3 protein-coding genes are annotated in these 23,406 nt (G+C 62.3%); all 3 read left to right on the forward strand.

Annotated elements, in window-relative coordinates; genetic code table 11:
* The first annotated feature begins 3 nt into the window (after positions 1–3).
* From COMA2_RS17410 to COMA2_RS17420, 3 genes are read left to right on the forward strand one after another with little or no spacing between them, the layout of a single operon-like run.
* Complete coding sequence (locus tag COMA2_RS17410; RefSeq protein WP_175304694.1) at positions 4–6,540, forward strand: non-ribosomal peptide synthetase; 6,537 nt, start codon at positions 4–6, stop codon at positions 6,538–6,540.
* 8 nt (positions 6,541–6,548) lie between these two features.
* The gene (locus COMA2_RS17415; protein WP_090901396.1) at positions 6,549–14,420 is read left to right on the forward strand and encodes a non-ribosomal peptide synthetase; all 7,872 of its coding nucleotides are present in this window, start codon (positions 6,549–6,551) and stop codon (positions 14,418–14,420) included.
* Between the two features lies 1 nt (position 14,421).
* A complete protein-coding gene (locus COMA2_RS17420; protein WP_245631091.1) occupies positions 14,422–23,328 on the forward strand; it encodes a non-ribosomal peptide synthetase in 8,907 nt (2,968 codons plus the stop codon).
* Positions 23,329–23,406: the final 78 nt, after the last annotated feature.

Genomic DNA, 23,406 nt, shown 5'->3' on the forward strand with positions numbered 1-23,406 from the left:
CCGATGCCTTCACATAGAGACATCATCGGCGCCACGGCGCAGGCTGTGTCGCAATCGAACGTGGACGTCTTTCCCGCCAGCTTCGCGCAGCAACGCTTGTGGTTTCTCTCCCGGTTGGAACCGGACAGTGCTTCATACAATACGGCGCTGGCGGTGCGGTTGCGAGGTCCGCTCAACCGTGAAGCGACGGCGCAGAGCCTCGGCGAAATCGTCCGGCGGCATGAAGTTCTCCGCACGACGTTCGACGAAGCGGACGGCGAGTTGGTTCAAATCATCGTTGCGGACCATTCAATGGACGTGCCGGTCACGGATTTCAGCATGGAGTCGCCGTCCAGGCGCGAGACCTCGGCCGCAGCGGCGGCGCAGGCGGAAGCGCATCGTCCCTTCGATCTGCGCACCGGTCCGTTGCTGCGGGCGCGGCTGCTCAAACTGGCGCCGCTGGAGCATGTGTTGGTCCTCACGCTCCACCACATCGTCTGCGACGGATGGTCGTCGCAGATCCTCGCGCGGGAATTCGTGACTCTCTATGAGGCATTCGATGCGGGCCTGCCGTCGCCGCTGCCTCCATTGCCGATTCAATACGCGGATTACGCGGTCTGGCAGCGCGGGTCGCTGCAAGGACTGGTGATCGAGGAACGGCTGGCCTATTGGAAAGAGAAATTGCAAGGACGACTACCGGTGCTCGACCTGCCGACGGATCGCCCGCGTCCGGCCGTGCAGAGCGACCGTGGCGCGCGCGTTCCTTTTGGGGTGTCGCGTGTCCTGACCGATCGGCTGCATGCGTTGAGCCGCCGGCAAGGCGCGACGCTGTTCATGACGCTTGCGGCGGCCTTCCAGGTGTTCCTGATGCGGTACAGCGGCCTGGAAGATTTTTGCCTCGGCACGCCGGTCGCGAACCGGCCGAAGCGGGAGACAGAGTCGTTGATCGGCTTTTTCTCCAACACGCTCGTCCTGCGGGCCGACCTCTCGAACAATCCGCCGTTCGTCGACCTGTTGGCGCGTGTACAGGAAACGGTGCTCGGCGCGCAGGCTCATCAAGATTTGCCGTTCGAGCAACTGGTAGACGCGTTGCAGCCGGTCCGCGCGCTGAGCCATACGCCGCTGTTCCAGGTGATGTTTGCGCTGCAAACTTCGCTGGCCAGGACACTGGCGATGACTTCGCTGGAGGTCAGCGCAATGGAGCTGGATTCGGGAGGCGCCAAGTTCGATCTGTCGCTCGACATGACGGAGGACAAGGGCGGACTGGAGTGCGCGTTCGAGTACAACGAGGATCTCTTCGATCAAGACACCGTCGGCAGGATGGCGGCTCATCTGCGGCAGCTTCTGGAAAGCATCGTCGATCACCCGCAGGCTCGGCTCAGCGAACTCGCGATGCTGACGGCGGCCGAACGTCGGAAGATTCTGATTGAATGGAATGACACCTCGATCCCAGGTTTTGCCGACGGTCGGGTGGCCCGTCTTTTCGAAGCGCAGGCGGCGCGGTCGCCGGAGGCCGTGGCCGTCTCTTGCGGCAAGGAAACACTCAGTTATCGGGATTTGAATGATCGCGCCGATCGGATTGCCCGCGCGCTTGCGATGGCCGGTGTCGGCTGCGAAACCGTCGTCGCTGTGCTCGGCGAGCGTGGCATCGACTATGTGGCTATGATGGTCGGCCTTTGGAAGTGCGGAGGAGTTTACCTGCCGCTCGATCCCGCACACCCGCCGTCACGATGGATGTCGATTCTCGAAGCCAGTCAAGCCTCGATGGTATTGACGACGGCGGCATGGGTATCCAGGGCAAACGACATGGTCGCCAAGATGCCGCGGGCCGCGCGGCCTGCGGTGCGCACCGTCGAAGCCTGTCTCACGGAAGAGCCGGTTCTATGTAGGGAGCGAGCCGCGTGGCCGTCCGCGAAATTGGCCTATGTGATCTACACCAGTGGCTCGACCGGCGTCCCGAAGGGAGCGATGGTGACGGAGCAGGGTCTGGTCAATCATCTTCGGAGCAAGATTTCCATGCTCCGTCTTGGACCGACCGATGTCATTGCGCAAACCGCTTCCCAGGGGTTCGACATTTCGGTGTGGCAGCTTACGGCCGCGCTCCTCTGCGGCGCCCGCACGCTTGTCGTGCCCGACGAAGCGGCCCGCGATCCGGAGCAACTCCTCCGCTATGTCGATGCGCAGAAAGTGACCGTCCTTGAAACAGTTCCGGCGTTGCTGCAAGGCATGCTCGACAGTGCCGCCGCCGGAGCCGACGTGCCGACGCTGACTCAACTGCGATGGCTCTTGCCCACCGGAGAAGCGCTACCGCCTGCTTTGATCCGCCGGTGGTTCGAGCGATACCGGCATGTGCCGCTGATGAACGCCTATGGCCCGGCTGAATGCGCCGACGATGTGGCCACGGCGACGATCACCACGCCGCCGGATGACACCCATGCGCATGCGCCGATCGGCAAGCCCATCGCCAACCTACGTGGCTATGTCGTGGACAGCGGGCTGGCACCGGTACCGATCGGCGCCGCCGGCGAACTGTGCGTCGCGGGAGCCGGCGTCGGCCGGGGCTATCTCCACGATCCCGCCAGGACTGCCGAGATGTTCGTGCCTGATCCCTTCTCCGATGAACCGGGCGCGCGACTCTATCGGACCGGCGACCGTGTCCGCCATCGTCCGGACGGAACGATGGAGTTTCTCGGACGCCGGGATCATCAAGTCAAAGTCCGAGGTGTGCGCATCGAGCTGGGTGAAGTCGAATTTCGTTTGCAGGCCCATCCGGACGTTCGCGAAGCGGCGGCTGTCGTGCGTCGGGACCGTCTTGGGCATAAGCAATTGGTAGCCTATGTCGCGCCTCGAGACGGCGCATCCTGCGATGCCGATGTGTTGATCCGGCTGCTGCGCGAGCAATTGCCGGAGCCGATGGTCCCCTCTGCCATCATCATGCTCAACGCGCTGCCACGCAATGTCAACGGCAAGATCGACCGGGAGGGCTTGCCCGAGCCGGACCATGCGGCGGTAAAGGAATGGACTCCGGCCCGCACGCCGACTGAAGCGCAGTTGTCGGCTGTCTGGGCCGAGGTGCTGGGTGTGGAGCGTGTCGGCGTGCACGACAATTTCTTCGAGCTGGGAGGGGATTCCATTCTTAGTTTACAGATTGTCTCTCGCGCGAAGACGCAAGGCCTGCCGCTCACGCCGCGACATCTGTTTCAACATCAGACGATCGCCGAATTGGCGGAGGCGGCGGGCGACAGGATTGAAAGAGTCGATTCGGAGCCGAAGCGCGGGATCCGAGTTCAAAGGCCGACTGATCAGGCCCTGCTCGAAACGGCGCGGAGATTTCATCCCAGTACCGAAGATGTCTACCCGCTCACACCGTTGCAGCAGGGGCTACTGTTTCACAGCCTGTACGAACCGCAGTCGGGCGTCTACATTGAGCAGCTGAGTTGCCTCCTCCGGGGCCGGCTGGATCATGTTTCATTCCTCGACGCATGGCGGATGGTGATTGCGCGGTCGACGTCGTTCCGCACCGCGTTCATGTGGCAGGAACTCGACAGGCCCATGCAGGCCGTGTTGCCGGGGGAGGCGCCGCCCATCATCGAGCTCGACTGGCGCGATGCGCCGGAATCCAACCGGCGCGAACGGCTGCGCGAATTCCTTCGGAACGATCGCCTGACGGATTTCGACCTGGCAAGGCCTCCGCTCATGCGCCTCGCCTTGATCCGTGTCGCGGATGACGCGCGCTACCTGATTTGGACGCATCACCACATCGTGCTCGACGGCTGGTGTATTCCCATTATTCTGAGCGATCTGTTTGCCTGCTATGCCTTTTTCAAAGGCGGCCCGGATCCGGGCGAGCCGCCCTCGCAACCCTATCGAGGCTACGTCGAGTGGATTCTTTCTCAGGACCAGACGGCAGCGGAAAAGTACTGGCGCAAGACCCTGGCGGGCATCACGTCACCCACGCCCCTTCCGACGGATCGCTCGTCGGACGGCGCGCAATCGGATGACGGCTACGGCATGCATCGATTGACGTTCTCAGCCGCCGAGACGTCCGTGCTTCAGGAGTATGCCTCCAGAGAACGAATCACGGTCAATACGCTGGTGCAGGGAGCATGGGCGCTGTTGCTGAGCCGGTACAGCGGAGAAAAAGACGTGCTGTTCGGCACCACGGTGTCGGGACGGTCCGCGGATGTTCCGGGCATCGAGACGATGCTCGGGCTGTTCATCAATACGCTGCCGCTTCGTGTCGCCGTATCGCCGGACATGCCCGTGCAAGCCTGGCTTCGTCACTTGCTCATGCACAACAGCGAGCTGCGTCAATACGAGCATGTCTCCCTCGCGCAGATCCAGGGCTGGAGTCAGATGCCGCGCGGCCGGCAGCTCTTCGAGAGTCTGCTGGTATTCGACAATCATCCGACGGATCGGATGCTGGAAGAGGGGCAGGTCGGCATGACGGTTCATGAGGTTCGCCTCGAGGGACAGACTAATTATCCCCTGACACTCCACGTCATTCCCGGTGAAGAACTTTCACTGATATTGTCATACCAAAGAAAACGTTTGTCGGCCGGACAGATCGAGCGTATCGCCGCTCATCTGGGCATTGCGCTGGACCAATTGGCCGCCTGTCCGCAAGCGCCGCTGGCGACGATTGAAATCATAGGTCAAGCCGAACGGCAACAGGTGGTGAAAGAGTGGAACGCAACAGAGGTGGCCTATCCGGATGAGCGGAACCTTCCGCATCTGATTGAAGCGCAAGTTCTGCGAACGCCTGAAGCTGTCGCCGTCGTATGTGAAGGTCGGCAGCTGACCTATCGCACGTTGAACGAGCGGGCGAATCAGCTGGCTCACTATCTCCGGAATCGTGGCGTGGGACCGGAAGTCCGTGTCGCGCTCTGCGTCGAGCGTTCGCTGGATATGGTGGTGGGGCTGCTCGGCATCATGAAGGCCGGCGGGGCTTACATACCGCTGGATCCCACTTATCCCCGCGAACGTCTGGCCTTCATGCTCGCCGATGCGCAGGTGCAATTGCTTGTGACGCAGCAGCCGCTCGTCGCCGGCCTTCCCTCGGATCAAGTTCCAATCCTGTGCCTCGACCGCGAGCGGCCAGCGATCGCGCAGGAGCCGGAACATGACCTCGCCCTGAGAACTCACTCAGACCTGGCGGCCTATGTAATCTATACATCGGGATCCACGGGGAAACCGAAGGGCGTCATGATCAGCCACAGGAGTGCCGTCAACTTTCTCCATGCGATGACGGAGCGGTTCAAACCATCTCCAGAAGATACGTTGGTGGCGGTCACTTCGCTGTCGTTCGACATTGCCGTCTTGGAACTGTTTCTGCCGTTATTGCGAGGCGGGCGGGTCGTATTGGCCCCTCGGCACATCGCTGCTGATGGCGCTCGGCTGGCCGCACTGCTGACGGAATCCGCCGTGACCATCGCGCAAGCCACGCCGGTCACCTGGAAGATGCTGCTCGGCGCCGGATGGGTTCCTAGCCGCACAATGCACGTGTTGTGTGGAGGCGAAGCGTTTCCGCACGAGCTGGCCCGAGCCTTACTCGAGCGTCAAAATCATCCATGGAATCTTTATGGGCCGACTGAAACCACTGTGTGGTCCACGGTCTATCGGGTACACGAAGTCGGACAAGCAGTGGCGATCGGCCGACCGATTGCCAATACGCAGATCTACCTGTTGGATGGGCAGGGACTGCCGGTGCCGATCGGAGTACCGGGCGAACTCCATATCGGGGGCGCGGGGTTGGCTCGTGGATATTGGCATCGGCCCGGACTGACGGCGGAGAAGTTCGTGCCGGACCCGTTCAGTCCGGCACCGGGTCGGCGATTGTATAGGACCGGCGATCAAGCGCGCTATCGGCCGGACGGCAGCATCGAGTTTCTCGGACGGTTGGACCATCAGGTGAAGGTGCGTGGATTTCGCATTGAATTGGGCGAGATTCAAGCTCGTCTGGCGGAACATCCCGAGGTGCGGGATGCGGTCGTGATGGCTCGAGAAGATCAACCGGGAGTTCACCGGCTGGTGGCCTATGTCGTGCCTCACGGGGCCCCGCCGGATCCTGAAATGCTGCGGCAGTTTCTCCGACAGACCCTACCGGATTACATGGTGGTGTCTACAATCGTTTTGCTGGACCGCCTGCCGCTGACGCCCAACGGCAAGGTGGATCGAAAAGCGCTGCCGGTGCCCGATCTAGAGGCGCGGCTGGCGCAGACTTATGAGGAGCCGGTCACGGAGTCCGAGCGGATCTTGGCCTCGATTTGGGGCGAGGTGCTCGGGCAGCCCCGCGTGGGACGGCTCGACAATTTCTTCGAGCTCGGCGGCGATTCGATCAACACGCTGCAAGTGCTTGCTCGTGCCCATCAGCGCGGCTTGAAATTGACTCCCAAGCAATTGTTCGAGCATCCGACCGTGGCGGCTTCCGCCGCCGTGGCGGTACCGACAGAGGGGTCCGCCGAAGAGGACCTACAGGCAAAAGAAACGGGGACCAGTGGGCTCGTGGGTATTGAGCTGTCCGAGGAAGACATGAGCAATCTGCTGGAAGAATTGAAATAGGAGACGGAGTGGGAAAGCCGGCATTGCCAGACCATATCGAGTCGATTTATCCGCTCTCACCGATGCAAGAAGGCATCTTGTTCCATACGCTTATGAATCCTGGAAGCGGGATTTATCTGATGCAGAATCGGTATTTGCTCGAGGGCGACCTCAATTACGACGCTTTTGTGAATGCCTGGGGATGCGTGCTCGATCGGCATCCTGCTCTCAGGACTTCGTTCGTGTGGAAAAGTCAAAAGCGTCCTCTTCAAACCGTGCAGAGGCATGTGGACATACCTGTCATCTCAATGGATTGGAGAGGTCTGAGCCGCACCGAGCAGGTTGAAAGATTGGATGCCGAGCTCCGTGCCGAGCTTCAGGCAGGTTTCGATTTCAGCAAAGCGCCGTTGATGCGCTTGAGATTGATTCGACTGACGGAGGACATGCATCAATTCGTCCACAGTTTCCATCACATTTTGCTTGATGACTGGTGCATCTCCCTTCTCTTGATGGATTTTCTTAGTCACTACGGATCGTTCGCGCGTGGAGAGCGGCTCACGCGCGAGAAACCGCGTCCCTATCGCGATTACATCGCATGGTTGCAGAAACAGGACATCAATGCCGCGGAGTCTTTTTGGCGCGGGTACCTCAAAAACTTTTCCACGCCGACGCCGTTGCCCTACGACCGGCTGCCCGAAGGTTTCGCCGACCAGAACGAGGACGCGGCGGATCACTGCCTGCACCTGAGCGCGGAAACGTCCGCGACGTTGGTGGACTTGGCACAGCGGCATCGTCTGACGGTGAACACGTTCTTTCAGGGCGCCTGGGCTTTGCTATTGAACTACTACAGCAGCGAACGCGAGGTCCTGTTCGGCGTCACGGTGGCCGGCCGCCCCACCGAGTTGTCGGGTGTCGAGTCGATCCTCGGTCTGTTTATCAACACGCTGCCGCTTCGGATCTCCATGCGACCGGACCGTCCTTTAATGGACTGGCTCAAGGATTTACTGGCGGAAAACGTGCTTGTGCGCCAGTACGACTATACCCCGCTCGTCCAAATGCAGCGGTGGAGCGAGGTGCCGAGGGGGGAGGCGCTGTTCCACAGCCTGTTCGTGTTCGAAAACGCGCCGGTGGATCGGGAATTGTGCGAGGGGCGGATCATTTTCAAAGCGGAGGAGGAACAGTACCGTGTTCACACGAACTATCCCCTGACCGTCATGGGGTGGCCGGGACGCGAATTGGGGCTCAAAATTTCTTACGACAAACGGCTGTTCGACGCCGATACGACCGGCCGCATGATCCGGCATCTCAAGCGGCTGCTCGAAGCGATGGCTGAACGGCCGTCCGCGAGGCTCGCCGATCTCTCGCCGCTCAAGGAGGACGAGCGTCGGCAACTGTTGACCGAGTGGAATCCTGTCGCGGATGCATCCTGGAGGAAAGAGTTCGATGGCCTGCCGCGGCTGTTCGAGGAACAGGTCGAGCGTCGTCCGGACGCCGTGGCTGTCGAATGCCTCGACGAGAGCGCCACCTACGGCGAGCTGAATCGGCGAGCCAATCGTGTCGCCCATGTATTGGCCGAGACTGGCGCGGGACCCGATACGATCGTGTCGCTGCTGGGCGATCGCGGGATCGATCTCCTGACGATGATGATGGGCGTGTTTAAAGCAGGCGTAGCCTATTTGCCGCTTGATCCGCATCACCCCGTGTCGCGCCTCGCGCAAATTCTGAAGCTGAGCCGTTCCCCGATCGTGCTCACCTCGCAAGAGTATCTCGCGCGCCTGCAGGAAGCGGTCTCGCAGATCGATGAGGCGTCGCGGCCACGGCTCATGGTGATCGAACGGATTCTCAAAGAAGCCGGTCGTGAAGACAATCCGGAAGCGCGAGGACAATCCGAACATCTGGCCTACGTCATCTATACCTCCGGTTCCACCGGAGTGCCGAAGGGAGCGATGGTGACGAGGCGCGGGATGCTCAACAATATTCGGAGCAAGGTGTCGGGCTTGGCGCTGGGGCCGTCCGACGTCATCGCGCAGACCGCTTCGCAATGTTTCGATATCTCCGTCTGGCAGTTCCTGACGGCGCTGACGTGCGGCGCCAGAACCAGCATCGTTCCCGACGAGCTATCGCGCGACCCCTTTCACTTGCTCGCCCACCTCGCACAGACGGACACCACGATCCTCGAAACCGTGCCGGCTCTACTCCAAGGTTTGTTGGAAGCGGCATCGGAAGCGGGGTCCGGTGCCGCGCCTCGGCTTCAACATCTCCGGTGGGTTTTGCCGACCGGCGAGGCCCTGCCGCCGCCGCTGTGCCGCCAATGGCTGGCCCGCTACCCGGCAATACCATTATTGAACGCCTATGGACCGGCTGAATGCGCCGACGATGTGGCCGTCCATCCCATCCTCGAACCGCCGCCGGTCGACCAGGCGCACATGCCGATCGGCCGTCCGATCGAACAAACCCGCCTGCGCATTCTCAACGCCTGGCTGGAGCCGGTGCCGCCCGGTGTTCCCGGGGAGTTGTATGTGGCGGGGGCCGGGGTCGGCCGCGGATATTTGCAAGACCCCGCTCGAACGGCCGAGGTCTTTCTGCCGGACCGGTTCGGATCCGAGCCGGGCGCGCGGATGTATCGGACAGGTGATCTTGCCCGCTATCGCCGGGACGGAGCCATCGAATTCGTCGGGCGCGTCGATCAGCAGATCAAGCTGCGCGGCTTCCGGATCGAATTGGGCGAGATCGAAACACATCTGCTGTCGAGTCCGCTCGTGCGCGAAGGGGCCGTGCTGCTGCATGCCGACGCGCGGGGGGAGAAACGATTGGCGGCCTATCTCGTCGGCCATGAGGGGGGAGGCCCGGACGTGCCGGCATTGCGCGACTTCTTACTGTCGCAGCTGCCGGAGTACATGGTGCCGACGGCGTTTGTGCCGTTACCGGCATTGCCGCGCACGCCGAACGGCAAGATCGATCGCCTTGCGCTGGCCGCGCTGGATCTCGGCGATCAGCTCGCCCGTCCCTATACGGCGCCGCGCACGGCGACGGAGGACATTCTGGCGGGCATTTGGTCCGATGTGTTGGGTGTCGAGCGGGTCGGCGCGCACGACGATTTCTTCGAGTTGGGCGGCCATTCGCTGCTGGCGACGCAGATCATGTCGCGGATCCGCAGCACCTTCCACATCGAGCTGTCGCTGCGGACCGTGTTCGAATCCACGAGTGTCGCGGCCTTGGCCACGGCCGTGGACCGCGCTCGGAAAGACGGCGCAGCCGGCCAGGCGCCCCCGTTGGCGCCGATCGCGCGCACCGGTCCGCTGCCCGCCTCCTTCGCGCAACAGCGCCTCTGGTTTCTCGCGCAACTGGAGCCGGACAGTCCCTTCTATAATCTGCCGGCCGGGTTCCGTCTCAAGGGCCGGTTGGATGTGGATCTGTTGACGGCCGGTCTCAATCAAGTGATCGCGCGGCACGAGGCATTGCGGACGGTGTTTCAGGAAACCGACGGGCAACCGACGCAGGTCGCGCTGTCCTCGGTGATGGTCGAGATTCCCGTCGTCGATCTTCGCGATATCCCCGAGGAGGAGCGGCCGGCCACGTTGACCAGGCAGAGCGAAGCGGAGGCGCAGCGCATTTTCGATCTGACGCGCGGGCCGCTGGTGCGCGCGCGAGTGTGGCGTGTCGGGGAAGAGGAATATGTGCTGCTGATGACTTTGCATCACATTATTTCCGACGGTTGGGCGATGGATGTCTTGATCAGGGAATTGGTGACGTACTACCAGGCCGGTGTTTCGGGACGACCGGCCGAGTTGCCGCCGTTGTCCATCCAGTATGCCGACTATGCGGTCTGGCAGCGGGAGTGGATGCAGGGCGCGGCCTTGGAGGCTCAGCTCGCCTACTGGAAGGATCGTTTGGGGGATGCGCCGCCCGCATTGGAGTTGCCGACCGACCGGCCTCGTCCGGCCGTGCAGACCTATCGCGGCGCCTGCTGCGAGTTTACGGTGCCCGGTGAGTTGTTGAAGCAGATCACGGGCTTCAGTCGCCGGCACAGCCTCACCACATATATGACCTTGCTCACGGCCTTCACGGCCTTGCTGCACCATTACAGCGGCCGGACCAGCATTGTGGTCGGCAGTCCCGTCGCGAACCGGCTCAGGATCGAGGTGGAAGAGCTGATCGGACTCTTCGTCAATACGCTGGTGTTGCGAACGGACATTCCGGACAATCCGCGTTGGATCGATCTATTGGATCGGGTGCGGGCAGAGGTGTTGGGGGCGCAGACTCATCAAGACCTTCCCTTCGAACATTTGGTGGATGCGCTGCAGCCGGAACGGAACCTGAGCCATTCTCCGCTCTTTCAGGTCATGTTCACCCTGCAGACGCCGGCGGAACAATCCATGGAAACGCCGGGGCTGCGGGTGGACAACATGGAGATCGATCCTGGCACCGCGCTGTTTGACCTGTCGCTGGACATGGTGGTCGAGCCCGACCGGCTGTCAGGATCTTTCGAGTACAACCGGGACCTTTTCGACGAGCGTACCGTCAAACGTTACGCGGACGGCTTTCTGAAGATTCTGGCTTCTATGATCGCCGAGCCGGAAGGGCGAGTGCACGATGTGCCGCCTGTCACGGAGCACGAGCGTCGACTGCAACTCATCGATTGGAACAATGTTCCGGGTCCCGATTTGACGGCCGACTATGTCACGCGGTTCGCCGCGCAGGTCAGGCGAACGCCTGACTCCACGGCGGTCATATGCCGTGAGCGGAGTTGGACTTATCAGGAACTCCACCGATGGGCGAACATAACCGCGGATGCGTTGACATCGGCCGGAGTCGGTCCGGACTCGGTCGTGGCAGTGCTCGGGGATCGTAGCCCTGAACTACTGGCGATGATTCTCGGTGTCTTGGAGGCGGGAGGCGCCTATCTGCCGCTGGATCCACGGCATCCTCGACCGCGCATGGCGCAGATCGTGGAACTCAGCCGGCCGCTTGTTCTGTTGGTGACGCGGGAATGGGAAAGTCGGGCCGCGGACCTGTTGAACGATCTTCCGGTGGACAGGCACCCGCGGATACTCACCATCGAGCAGGTGACGGAGCAGGATCTCGAGCCCACAGGCCCAAGACCGATCCGCCCGCCCGGACGCTTGGCCTATCTCATCTATACATCCGGCTCCACCGGCGCGCACAAAGGCGTGATGGTCGAGCAGGACGGCATGCTCAACAATATCCTGTACAAGCTGGAGAGTCTGCGGATGGCGGCCGACGATGTCGTCGCGCAGACCGCCTCGCAATGTTTCGACATTTCCGTCTGGCAGTTTCTGGCGGCCCTCTTGTGCGGGGCGAGGGTGCACATCGTTCCGGACGACGTGGCGCATGATCCGACGGCGCTGTTGTCGTGCTTGGATGAAGCCGGCATCACCATCGTCGAGCCGGTGCCGGCGGTGCTGCAGGGGATTCTTGCCGTCGATGGAAACGTGCCTGCCCTGGCCAAGGTACGGTGGGTGCTGCCGACGGGAGAGGCTCTGTCCTCGGCCCTCTGCCGCCGATGGTTCGCGCGCTATCCGGCTATTCCATTGATGAACGTGTACGGACCAGCGGAATGTTCGGACGACGTCGCCACGCATACGATCTCTGCGGCTCCGGATGATCCGGATCGTCCGGTGCCCATCGGGAGACCCGTACCAGGCCTGCGCCTCTATATTTTGAACCGCCATCTGTCCCCCGTGCCTATGGGAACAGTCGGAGAACTTTGTGTCGGGGGCGTGGGGGTGGGGCGCGGCTATCTCCGCGATCCCAAGCGGACGGCGGAGGCGTTCGTGCCGGATCCCTTTGGACCGGATGCGGGAGCGAGGCTGTATCACACGGGGGACCTCGCCCGCTATCGGCCGGACGGGACCATCGAGTTTGTAGGGCGCGTGGATCACCAGGTCAAGATCCGCGGCTACCGCATCGAGCCGGGCGAAATCGAGGCCAGACTGCTGGAGCAGCGAGGTGTTCTGGAAGCCGTGGTGGTGGCCAGGGAAGACCAGCCTGGGCAGCGGCGGCTGGTGGCCTACGTGACACCGGATGCTCCTGAAGCGGTGGATACCCAAGACGTGAGGCGCCGGCTTCAGAACACGTTGCCGGACTACATGATTCCGAGTTCCTTTGTCGTCCTGAATACCTTGCCGCGGAGCTCGAACGGAAAAATCGACCGCAACGCGCTGCCGGTGCCGGATCTCGCCGGACAGGCGGAACGTTCCTACCGACCTCCGGTTACGCCCGCGGAGGCGGCGCTCGCGAAGATCTGGGAAGAGGTGTTGGGATTGCCGCGGGTCGGCACGCAGGACAATTTTTTCGAAGTGGGTGGCGATTCCATCGTGAGTTTACAAGTGATTGCCCGGGCCAAACAGGTCGGGCTGCTGCTGAGCCCCCGTCAGTTGTTCCAACACCAGACGGTGGCCGAACTTGCGGCGGTCGCCGGACGGGATGCGGTGGTCGTTCTGGAAGCCGAGCAGGGCGTCATCATGGGAGAGGCGGCATTGACGCCGATCCAATGCGCGTTTTTCGAATTGCCGCTGGCCAATCCGCACCACTGGAATCAATCGGTCTTGCTGGAAGCGAAGGAGCCGCTCGTGGAGTCGGCTTTGGAGACGGCGGTGGCGACGCTCATCGCCCATCATGACGCGTTGCGGCTTCGATTCGTTCGAACGAACGACGGGTGGCGCCAGTCGCATGCGCCGGTTCCGCCGGGGCCCTTCGTCCACCGAGTAAACCTGACCGCGCTCTCCGATTCGGAACGCCGTGCGTCCTTCGAAACGCAGGCCACGCGATGGCAAGGAAGTTTGAATATTTCGGAAGGGCCGCTCTTGCAGGTGGTCTGGTTCGAGATGGGAGAAGGTTCGGCTGATCGGCTGCTGATCGCGGTGCATCATCTCGCGGTGGACGGTGTTTCTTGGAGAATCCTCTTGGAGGACCTGCAGACCGTCTACCGGCAAGCAGCGGAAAACCGCCCGATACATCTGCCGCCCAAAACGACTTCATTCCGCCAGTGGGCGGAACGGCTCCGGCGATATGCCGAAGCCGAGGTCCGGAACGATCCGTCTTCCGACGTCTGGCTGACGGCGCAAGAGGAAGGATCGGTCGCGCTGCCCGCCGACGACCCAGCCGGCAGTGGTTGGGAAGCGGCGTCCGAGACCTTGACCCTGTCGTTGGACGAACGGAACACGGAAGCGTTGCTACACGAGATAGCCCCCGCATACGGAACGCAGATCAACGATGTGTTGTTGACGGCGTTGGCGCAGACCCTCGGCCGGTGGACAGGTCTCGATCGCGTGACGATCGATCTCGAGGGGCATGGACGGGAGGATCTGTTCCCTGAACTGGATGTCTCGCGCACCGTCGGGTGGTTCACCAGCGTCTTTCCCGTGACCTTGGACGTGATGTCATCGGTCTCGCCAGGAGAAGCGCTCAAGACGGTGAAGGAACAACTTCGGCGGATCCCGGGTCGCGGCATCGGCTACGGCATCGTCCGGTATCTGACGAAGAAAGGCCGCTCCGCGGCCGAGGCGCGGCCGGCGGCGCGGATTCCGGTGGGATTCAACTATCTCGGGCAGTTCGACGCGGTCGTCGCGGAGGAGTCGGCCTTCGTCCTGTCCACGGAATCGGTCGGCAACGAGCATGATCCCCGCAATCCGATGGAATACGAGCTGGATATCAACGCGTCGATCGTGAACGGACGCCTGGAAGTCATGTGGACATACAGTCGCGAGCGCTATGGTTCCGGCACGATCTCGTCTCTGGCGGCGGCATATCTGAACGATTTGCAGACGTTGATCGCGCATTGCCTGCGCGCCGACGCCGGCGGCTACACACCGTCCGATTTTCCGAATGTGGAGCTGGAGCAGGATGCGCTGGACGCGATCTTGGAACAAATGAACTGACGTGGGGCAGGCAATGAGCAAACGAAAAGACATCGAATCGATCCACTATCTTTCTCCGCTTCAGGAAGGACTGCTCTTCCACGCCGTGTCCGACGCGGCCGCGGACCCATACTTCACGCAGACCGGCTTCGTCATCGACGGAGAGCTGAAGCTCGATCCGTTCGAGCAGGCCTGGCAAACGGTGATGGAGCGTCATCCGATCCTCCGCACCGGCTTCGTCTGGGACGGTGTCAAGCAGCCTATGCAGGTGGCGCGGCTCGGCGTGCGGATTCCGCTGCAGATCCTCGATTGGCGGGCCCTTCTCGGCAGGCAGCGGGACGAAGCCCTGGAGGTATTGTTGCGCGAGGATCGACGCAAGCCGTTCGATTTGCTGACACCGCCCATGATGCGCCTCACGCTGATCCGGATCGAGGACAGTCGCTGGTATTTCATCAATAGCCACCACCATATTCTGTTGGACGGTTGGAGCGTCGCGCTGTTGCTGCGCGAGGTGCTGACTTGTTACGACGCATTGACCCATGGGCGACAACCGGGGTTGCCGCCTGTCAGGCCCTATGCCGAGTATTTGACCTGGCTGAGGAGCCGAAACCTTGACACGGCCGAGAATTTCTGGCGGACGAACCTTTCAGGATTCTCGACGCCGACCGCGCTGCCGCTGGAAACGCCGCAATGCCCGGCGTCGGAAGAGCTGAAATCCCTCCCGTACGCGGAACAGGAAGTGCGGCTGTCGAAGGCGGAAGTCGAAACATTGACCGTCGCCGCCAAGCGTCGCCGACTCACATTGAATACCTTGGCGCAAGGAGCCTGGTCGGTCCTCTTGCATCGGTGCACCGGAGATCGGGAGGTGCTCTTCGGCGCGACGGTCTCCGGCCGGCCGGCGGAACTTCCCGGGTCGGACGTCATGGTCGGGCTGTTCATCAATACGCTGCCGGTTCGAGTCTCCATACCTTCCGACGCGAAGCTGGGAGACTGGCTCGGCTCGCTGCAGGAACAGAATAGCCTCCTGCGGCAATACGAATGGACGCCCCTGTCCCGAATCCGGCGCTGGAGCGGCGTGCCGGGCGGCCGGCCGTTGTTCGACAGCATCGTCGTCTTTGAAAGCTACCCTGAAGAGGAAAGCGACACGGATCAGCTCGGTTTGCGGATCGCTCCCATGGCGTCTCAGCGGCAGGAGGCCGAGTATGTCCTGACGGCCGGTCGCAACAACTATCCGCTGTCGTTGATGGTCGAGCCCGCCGCGGAAATGCGGCTGATTCTCTCTTATGCCCGCGAGCGGTTTGCACATGAAGACATCACACGTCTCCTCGGTTATTACCGTACGCTATTGATGGCGATGGCGGAACGGCCGGATGTTCGTTTGGCGGAACTGTCTCCGCTGAACGAGGCGGAGCGAGACCGGCTTCTGACGGACTGGAACCGAACCATGGTTCTCGTAGATGGAACATGTGTCCATGAACGAATCGAACGGCTGGCGCGCAAACGGCCGGAGGCAACCGCCGTGGTCTATGAGGAGCGATCCTTGACCTACGGAGAGCTGGACGCCCGGGCCGACCGGCTTGCGCGGTACTTGCAGAAATGCGGTGTCGGTCCGGACGCGCGGGTGGGCCTCTGTGTGGAGCGATCGCTTGATTTGATCGTCGGACTGCTCGGGGTCCTCAAGGCGGGCGGCGCATATGTGGCGCTCGACCCCAAGCTTCCCAAAGAACGGCTGGCGTACATGCTGTCGGACAGCGGCGCCCGTGTGGTCCTCATGCAGGCCGCGTCCGGCGACCTGTTCCAGGATTCGGATATACGGCAAGTCTATCTGGACCGTGATTGGGAGAACATCTCGTCAGGAGGCGATCAACCGTTGCGGCGGGACGTGCGACCGGAGAATTTGGCCTACGTCATCTATACCTCCGGCTCGACCGGCCGGCCGAAGGGCGTCGCTGTCGAGCATCGGCAGGTCGTCAACTATGTGTCCGGGCTCCTGTCCCGTCTTCCGCTCGAGCAGGCAACGAATTTCGCGACCGTCTCCACGGTGGCGGCGGATCTCGGCAACACCTCGATCTTCGGTTCACTCTGTTCCGGTCGCGCGCTTCACGTGCTGTCGGTCGAACGGGGGTTCGATCCCGATGCCGTCGCAGAGTACATGGCCGGCCACCGGATCGACGTGCTGAAAATCGTCCCGAGCCATCTGGCCGGCCTGCTGGAAGCGGGACGGCCGGAGCAGGTGCTCCCGCGGCGTTGTCTGATTCTCGGCGGCGAAGCGGCTCACGGCGGCCTTGTCGAACGGATCCGAGCGCTCGCGCCGGGCTGCGAGATTATCAATCACTACGGACCCACGGAAACGACGATCGGAGCGCTCACCCATCGAATCGACCAGGAAGCGGACCGGCAGGGACCTATTCCGATCGGACGGCCCTTGGCGAACAGCCAAGTCTTCATTCTGGATTCGGACGGTCAGCCGACGCCGGTTGGAGTTTCCGGGGAGTTGTATGTCGGCGGTGATGGGCTGGCGAGGGGATATCTCGACCGTCCGGACCTGACCGCGGAGCGGTTTGTGCCGAACCCATTCGGCGAGCGGGCCGGTGGGCGTCTATATCGGACCGGCGATCGGGCGCGGTATCGACCGGACGGCGCGATAGAATTTCACGGCCGTATGGACAATCAAGTGAAAGTCCGTGGATTCCGGATCGAATTGGGAGAAATCGAAGCGCAGCTGCGGGCCGACGGCCGGTTGAAGGATGCCGCGGTGGTCGTGCGCGCCGCGGCCGACGGCGCGAAGCAGCTTGCCGCCTATGTCGTGGCCCCGGCCGATCTTGATCCGGACTCTGTTCGGTCCAGCCTGGCGGTCCATTTGCCGGACTATATGATCCCCTCGACCGTGACCGTGTTGGAAGCGCTTCCCCTGACGGCCAACGGCAAGATTGATCGGACCGCTCTTCCGGACCCGGAACAGGCACAGACGCCGCAGAGCACCGCCTATGTCGCGCCGCGGAACGAAGTCGAAACGATGCTGGCGCAAATTTGGGCGGATGTTCTTCATCTGGATCGCGTGGGGATCCACGACAATTTCTTCACGATCGGCGGCGATTCGATCCGCAGCCTTCAGGTCGTCGCGCGCGCGCACAAGTCCGGCATCAAGCTGACGCCCAAGCATTTGTTCGAGCACCCGACGGTGGCGGAGACCGCCGCCGTCGCGGCGACTGCGCTCGCGGAATCAGCGCCCGATTTCGCGACACAGGATTTTTCTCTCAGCGGGCTCGACCCGGCGGAGATCGATCGGCTGTTTCCGGACCGGAGCGCGGTCGAGGATCTCTACCCGTTGACGCCGATGCAGGAAGGCATGCTGTTCCACACGTTGCTGAATCCAGGCACGGGCATCTATCTCATGCAGCAGCATTACACGTGGAACGGGCCCTTGAACCTGGAGCGGTTGGTCGAAGCGTGGGGACGGGTGATCGGCCGGCATCCGATTCTACGCACGGCCTACATTTGGAAGGATCTGAAGCGCCCGCTGCAGGTCGTGCAGCGGCGAATCGATCTCGCCGAAGCCGTGCACGTGCTTGACTGGCGAGGCAGTTCCGCCGCCGAGCAAAAAGATCGCCTCGTCCACGCGCTCGAGAAAGAATTGACCGACGGGTTCGACATGAGCCGCGCGCCGCTCATGCGGATCAGATTGATCCGCACGGGCGAGGAGTCCTATCACATTGTCAGAAGCTTCCACCATATCCTGACCGACGACTGGTGCTTCTCGATTCTGATGATGGAAGTGCTGTCCTACTATGAGGCGTTTCTGGAAGGCCGTTCGATCGACTTGCCGACGCCGCGCCCCTATCGCGACTACATCGCCTGGCTCCAGCGACAGGATCTCGGCGCAGCTGAAGTGTTTTGGCGCAAGGAGCTGGAGGGCTTCAGTGCTCCGACCTCCCTCGGCGTCGAGCGCCTGTCGGCGCCTCGCCAAGAGGACGTCTCCGAAGTGGGCGATGAGTTCGGTGAACTATCGGAACCTGTAACCGAGCGGCTGACCGCGCTTGCTCAGCAGCAGGGATTGACGCTGAACACGTTCTTGCAGGGCGCCTGGGCGCTGTTGCTCAGCCGATACAGCGGAACTCACGACGTGGTGATGGGCGTCACGGTCGCCGGACGACCGACGGAACTTGAAGGCGTGGAATCCATCGTGGGGCTGTTCATCAACAGTCTGCCGCTGCGGGTGCGAATCGCGTCGGATGCGCGACTGCTCGAATGGCTCAAGGGCATCCTGGCCGACAATTACCGCGTTCGGCAATACGAATATCCACCGCTCGTGCAGATCCAGCGGTGGAGCGAGATTCCCAAAGGGCAGGCGCTGTTCAAGAGCCTGGTCGTCTTTGAAAACGCGCCGGTGGATCCGCGACTGGGCGAGCAAGTCGGAGAGGTGAGCCTGGAGTTCGACCACGACCGCGTCCACACGAATTACCCGGTGACGGTGGTGGCATATCCCGGTCCTCGATTGGGCATGCGCCTGTCGTACGACCGGCGGTTGTTCGAGCCCGAGGCGGTGCGCCGGATGGTAGGACACCTCAGCCACCTGCTTGAAGCCATGGCGACGCGGCCGGAGGCTCGCCTCTGCGACCTGTCACTTCTGAGCGCTGAGGAACGGGCTCAATTGCTCGTCGAATGGAATAGGACGGCCGCAGAGCGGCCCGAGGAGAAAGGATTCGCCGAATTGTTCGAGGCTCAAGTGAGGCGGACTCCGGATGCGGTCGCGGCGATCGACGATGAGCGGAGGATCACCTATCACGATTTGAATCGGGCCGCCAATCGAGTCGCCCACGCCTTGCGCCGGCGCGGCGTCGGGCCGGACGGGATCGTGGCGCTGCTTCATACCCGTGGGATCGATTTGCTGATCATGATCCTCGGCGTCTTGAAAGCCGGCGGCGCCTACCTGCCGTTGGATCCCCATCATCCGCCTGCCCGGACGGCGCAGATTCTGGCAACCAGCCGCCCGGCGCTGCTGTTGACGGTCCGAGCGCACGCGGCCTTGGCCGAGGCCGCCGTTGCCGCGGCTCCTGAGTCCGCAACGCAACGTATGCTGCTGGATTTTTCGGTGAAGGAAACAGGTCCCGACGACAATCCGCCGCGCCGAGGCACCTCCGCGAATCTGGCCTATGTCATCTTCACCTCCGGTTCAACCGGTGTGCCGAAAGGCGCGATGGTGGAAGAGCGGGGGATGGTCAATCATCTCCTCAGCAAGATTCCCGCATTGGGCCTGTCCGGATCGGACGTGATCGCCCAGACCGCGTCGCAGTGTTTCGATATCTCGGTCTGGCAGTTCTTGACCGGGTTGCTCTGCGGCGCATGCACGAGGATCCTGCTCGACGATCTCGTGCGCGATCCGCAGCGGCTTCTCCGCGAAATCGAGCGGTCGAGAATCACGGTATGGGAGACGGTGCCGTCGCTCCTTGTTTCCGGTCTCGATGGGAGGGTCGTGCCGTTGTCTTCTTTACGATGGCTGCTGGCGACGGGGGAAGCGGTGACTCCTGAGCTCTGCCGAGTTTGGTTCAGCCGCTATCCGTCGATCCCTCTGATGAACGCCTACGGACCGGCGGAGTGCTCGGACGATGTTGCCGTACATGCGGTCACAAAGGCGCCTCCCGATGGAGCGACTCACGTGCCGATCGGCCGACCGATTCCTCATCTCCGGCTCTATGGGTTGGACGGAAACGGAGAGCCGGTCCCCGTCGACGTAGCGGGAGAGCTCTATATCGGAGGGGTGGGCGTCGGACGAGGCTATCTCAACGATCCCGTGAAGACCGCCTCCGTCTTCGTGCCGGATCCGTTCGCAACCGAACCCGGCCTTCGTCTCTACCGCAGCGGCGACTTGGTGCGGTTTCGCTCGGACGGAACGCTGGAGTTTTTGGGGCGGCGAGATCATCAGGTCAAAGTCCGTGGTTACCGTATCGAGTTGGGGGAAATCGAAGCGCGACTGGTTCAGCATTCACAGGTGCGGGAAGCCGTCGTGGCGGTCAGGGAAGATCGGCCGGGAAACAAGCGATTGATTGCCTACGTCGTAAATGAAAGTTCCGTGCGCGACGCCGCAGTCATCCGATCGTTCACGGCCGAGACGCTGCCGGACTACATGGTCCCCGCGGTGGTGATCTTCCTCGACGCGCTTCCGCTGACGCCGAATGGGAAGATCGATCGAAAGGCACTGCCGGCGCCGGACGACGGTGAGCCGTTGACGCAGAGCGGGACACCCCGCACCGCGGTTGAAGAAATCCTCGCCGGGATCTGGGCCGAGATTCTCGGGGTCAAACAGGTCGGCGTTCACGACAACTTCTTCGAGCTGGGCGGCCATTCGCTCCTGGCAACGCAGGTCGTTTCCAGGATCCGGACCTCGTTCCAGATCGAGCTGCCGCTTCGAAGCCTTTTCGAAGCCCCGACGGTCGAGGGGTTGAGCTCCGTTATCGTGCAGGCTCGCTCCGGCCCGGACGAGACGCCGCTGGTGCGGCCGGCGCTGGACGAGCGACATGGACCGCTCGCGCTGTCGTTCGCCCAGCAACGGTTGTGGTTCCTCTCGCGGATGGAGCCGGAAGGCTGGTCGTACAATCTACCGTTTGCCTTACGCCTGTCCGGCGCGCTCGATGTCGATGCCTTGTCGCACAGTTTCGAGCAGGTGATTGCCAGACACGAAACGCTGAGGACGACGTTTCGCGAGGTCGAAGGCGAACCAGTGCAAGTCATCGGTTCGGCGGGTGAGTTCGTTTTGCCGCTGGATGATCTGAACGGACTGCCTGACAATCGACGGGATGAGGCAGTACGGGAGGCCGCCTCGGTGGAGGTTCGACGGCCGTTCCGGTTGGATCAGGATCGGCCCATTCGCGCCAGGTTGCTGCGTCTGGCCGAGCGGGAACATGTCCTGCTCGTCACGCTCCATCATATCGCCGCCGACGCCTGGTCGATGACACTGTTGGCCCATGAGGTCGCGGTCTTCTATCAGGCCAGGGTCGGGCAGATGGCCGACACCACCGAGGCACTGCCGTCGTTGCCGGTGCAGTATGCGGATTTCGCCCGCTGGCAGCGACAGCTGCTGCAAGGACCGGTGTTGAATGGGCATCTGGCCTATTGGAAACAACGGTTGGGCGTCAACCCGCCGATCTTGAAACTGCCGACGGATCGGCCGCGTCCCGCCGTGCAGACCTTCCGCGGAGCCCGTCACGTCTTCACGGTCCCCGCGGAGCACGCCGATCGGTTGCGCGCGCTGAGCCGCAAACAGGGCGTGACCCTCTTTATGACACTTCTGGCGGCGTTCAACGCGTTCTTGTTCCGCACGACCGGGCAGGAAGACATCTTGATCGGCACCGACGTGGCCAACCGTAATCGTGAGGAAAGCGAGGGCCTGGTGGGATTTTTCGTCAATCTGCTGCCGCTTCGCAGCGATCTCGGCGGCAATCCCACATTCCTGGAGCTGCTGGCCCAGGCGCGACGGACGGCCTTGGAGGCGTACGCGCATCAGGACCTGCCGTTCGAAAAGATCGTGGAAGCGCTGAAACTCAAGCGCGATCTGGGAGGCAACCCGCTGGTCCACGCGCTTCTGGTGCTGCAAAACGTGCCGCCGCCGTCCATGGAATTGCCGGGGCTGGAAGTCGGCGCGCTCGAGTTCGAAAGCGAGGTCGCGCGGTTCGACTTGGGGTTGTTCATGGAGGATGCCGATGAGGGCCTGACCGGCCTGTGGAAATACAGCACGGATCTCTTCGATGCCTCCACGATCGCCCTTCTCTCGGAGCGGTTCGTGACGCTGCTGGGAAGCGTTGCCGCCGGCCCCGAGACCAAGCTGTCCGCGATCGAGATCCAGTCTCGTGCAGAAAAGGAGTCCGCCATGATCGAATCCAAGCAACGTGAGGAGAGCAAGTTCAAGCGGTTCAAGAACATTCAGCCGAAGGCGGTGTCTCTCGCTCAACGGACGCTGGTCGAGCGGCGGTATCTCGAGTCGGATCAGCCGTTGCCGTTGGTCCTGCAGCCGACGGTCGAGGACGTGGATCTGGCCGCCTGGGCGCAGGACAACAGGCAGAAAGTCGAACAAGAATTACTCGCGCACGGAGCCATCCTGTTTCGCGGGTTCCCGCTCAAGGGGGCTGAGGATTTCGAGCAGGTCGCTCAAGCGCTATGCCCCACGTTGTTCGGCGAATACGGGGATCTGCCGCGGGAGAAAGCAGGGCGCCGCCTGTACGGATCCACACCCTATCCGGCCGACAGGTCCATTCTCTTTCACAACGAAAGCTCACATCTGCATCGCTGGCCGTTGAAACAATCATTTTTCTGCGTGCAGGCGGCGCAGGAGGGCGGGGAGACGCCCATCGTGGATTGCCGGAAGATGTGTGAGCGCCTGCGGCCGGAGTTGCGCGAGAAATTTCAGGAGCGGGCATTGATGTATGTGAGGAATTTCACGCCGGGGTTCGACGTAAGCTGGCAGGACTTCTTTCACACCGAAGACCAGGCCGCCGTCGAAGAGACGTGCCGGCAGCACGGTGTCGAATGGGAATGGACGTCGGACGGAGGGATGCGGACCAGACAGGCTTGTCCGGCGATCATCAAGCACCCTAAAACCGGCGACTTGGTGTTCTTCAACCAGATCCAACTCCATCACATCTCCTATCTGGAACCGGCGGTTCGGAACTCGCTGATCGAGGTGCTGGGCATCGAACGGGTGCCGCGCAACGTGTACTTCGGCGACGGCTCTCCGATCGACGACGAGACGGCGGCGGAAATCGGCGAGCTCTACGAGCGGACATCGGTGCGGTTCCCTTGGCGGAACGGAGACCTGCTCATGCTCGACAACATGCTGGTGGCCCACGCCCGTTTGCCGTTCGTCGGCCCGCGGAAGATCGTCGTGGCCATGGGAGAGATGGTCAATCAGCGAGACGTGCAAATGGTGAACGTCTAGCAAGCTGCCACATCATGTTCGGCATTGAACAGTCCGCGGGATGGTCAAAAGGGCCGTTCAGCGATGCGAGACCAAAGC

The organism is Candidatus Nitrospira nitrificans, from assembly GCF_001458775.1.
In the GTDB taxonomy this organism is placed as follows: Bacteria; Nitrospirota; Nitrospiria; order Nitrospirales; family Nitrospiraceae; genus Nitrospira_D; species Nitrospira_D nitrificans.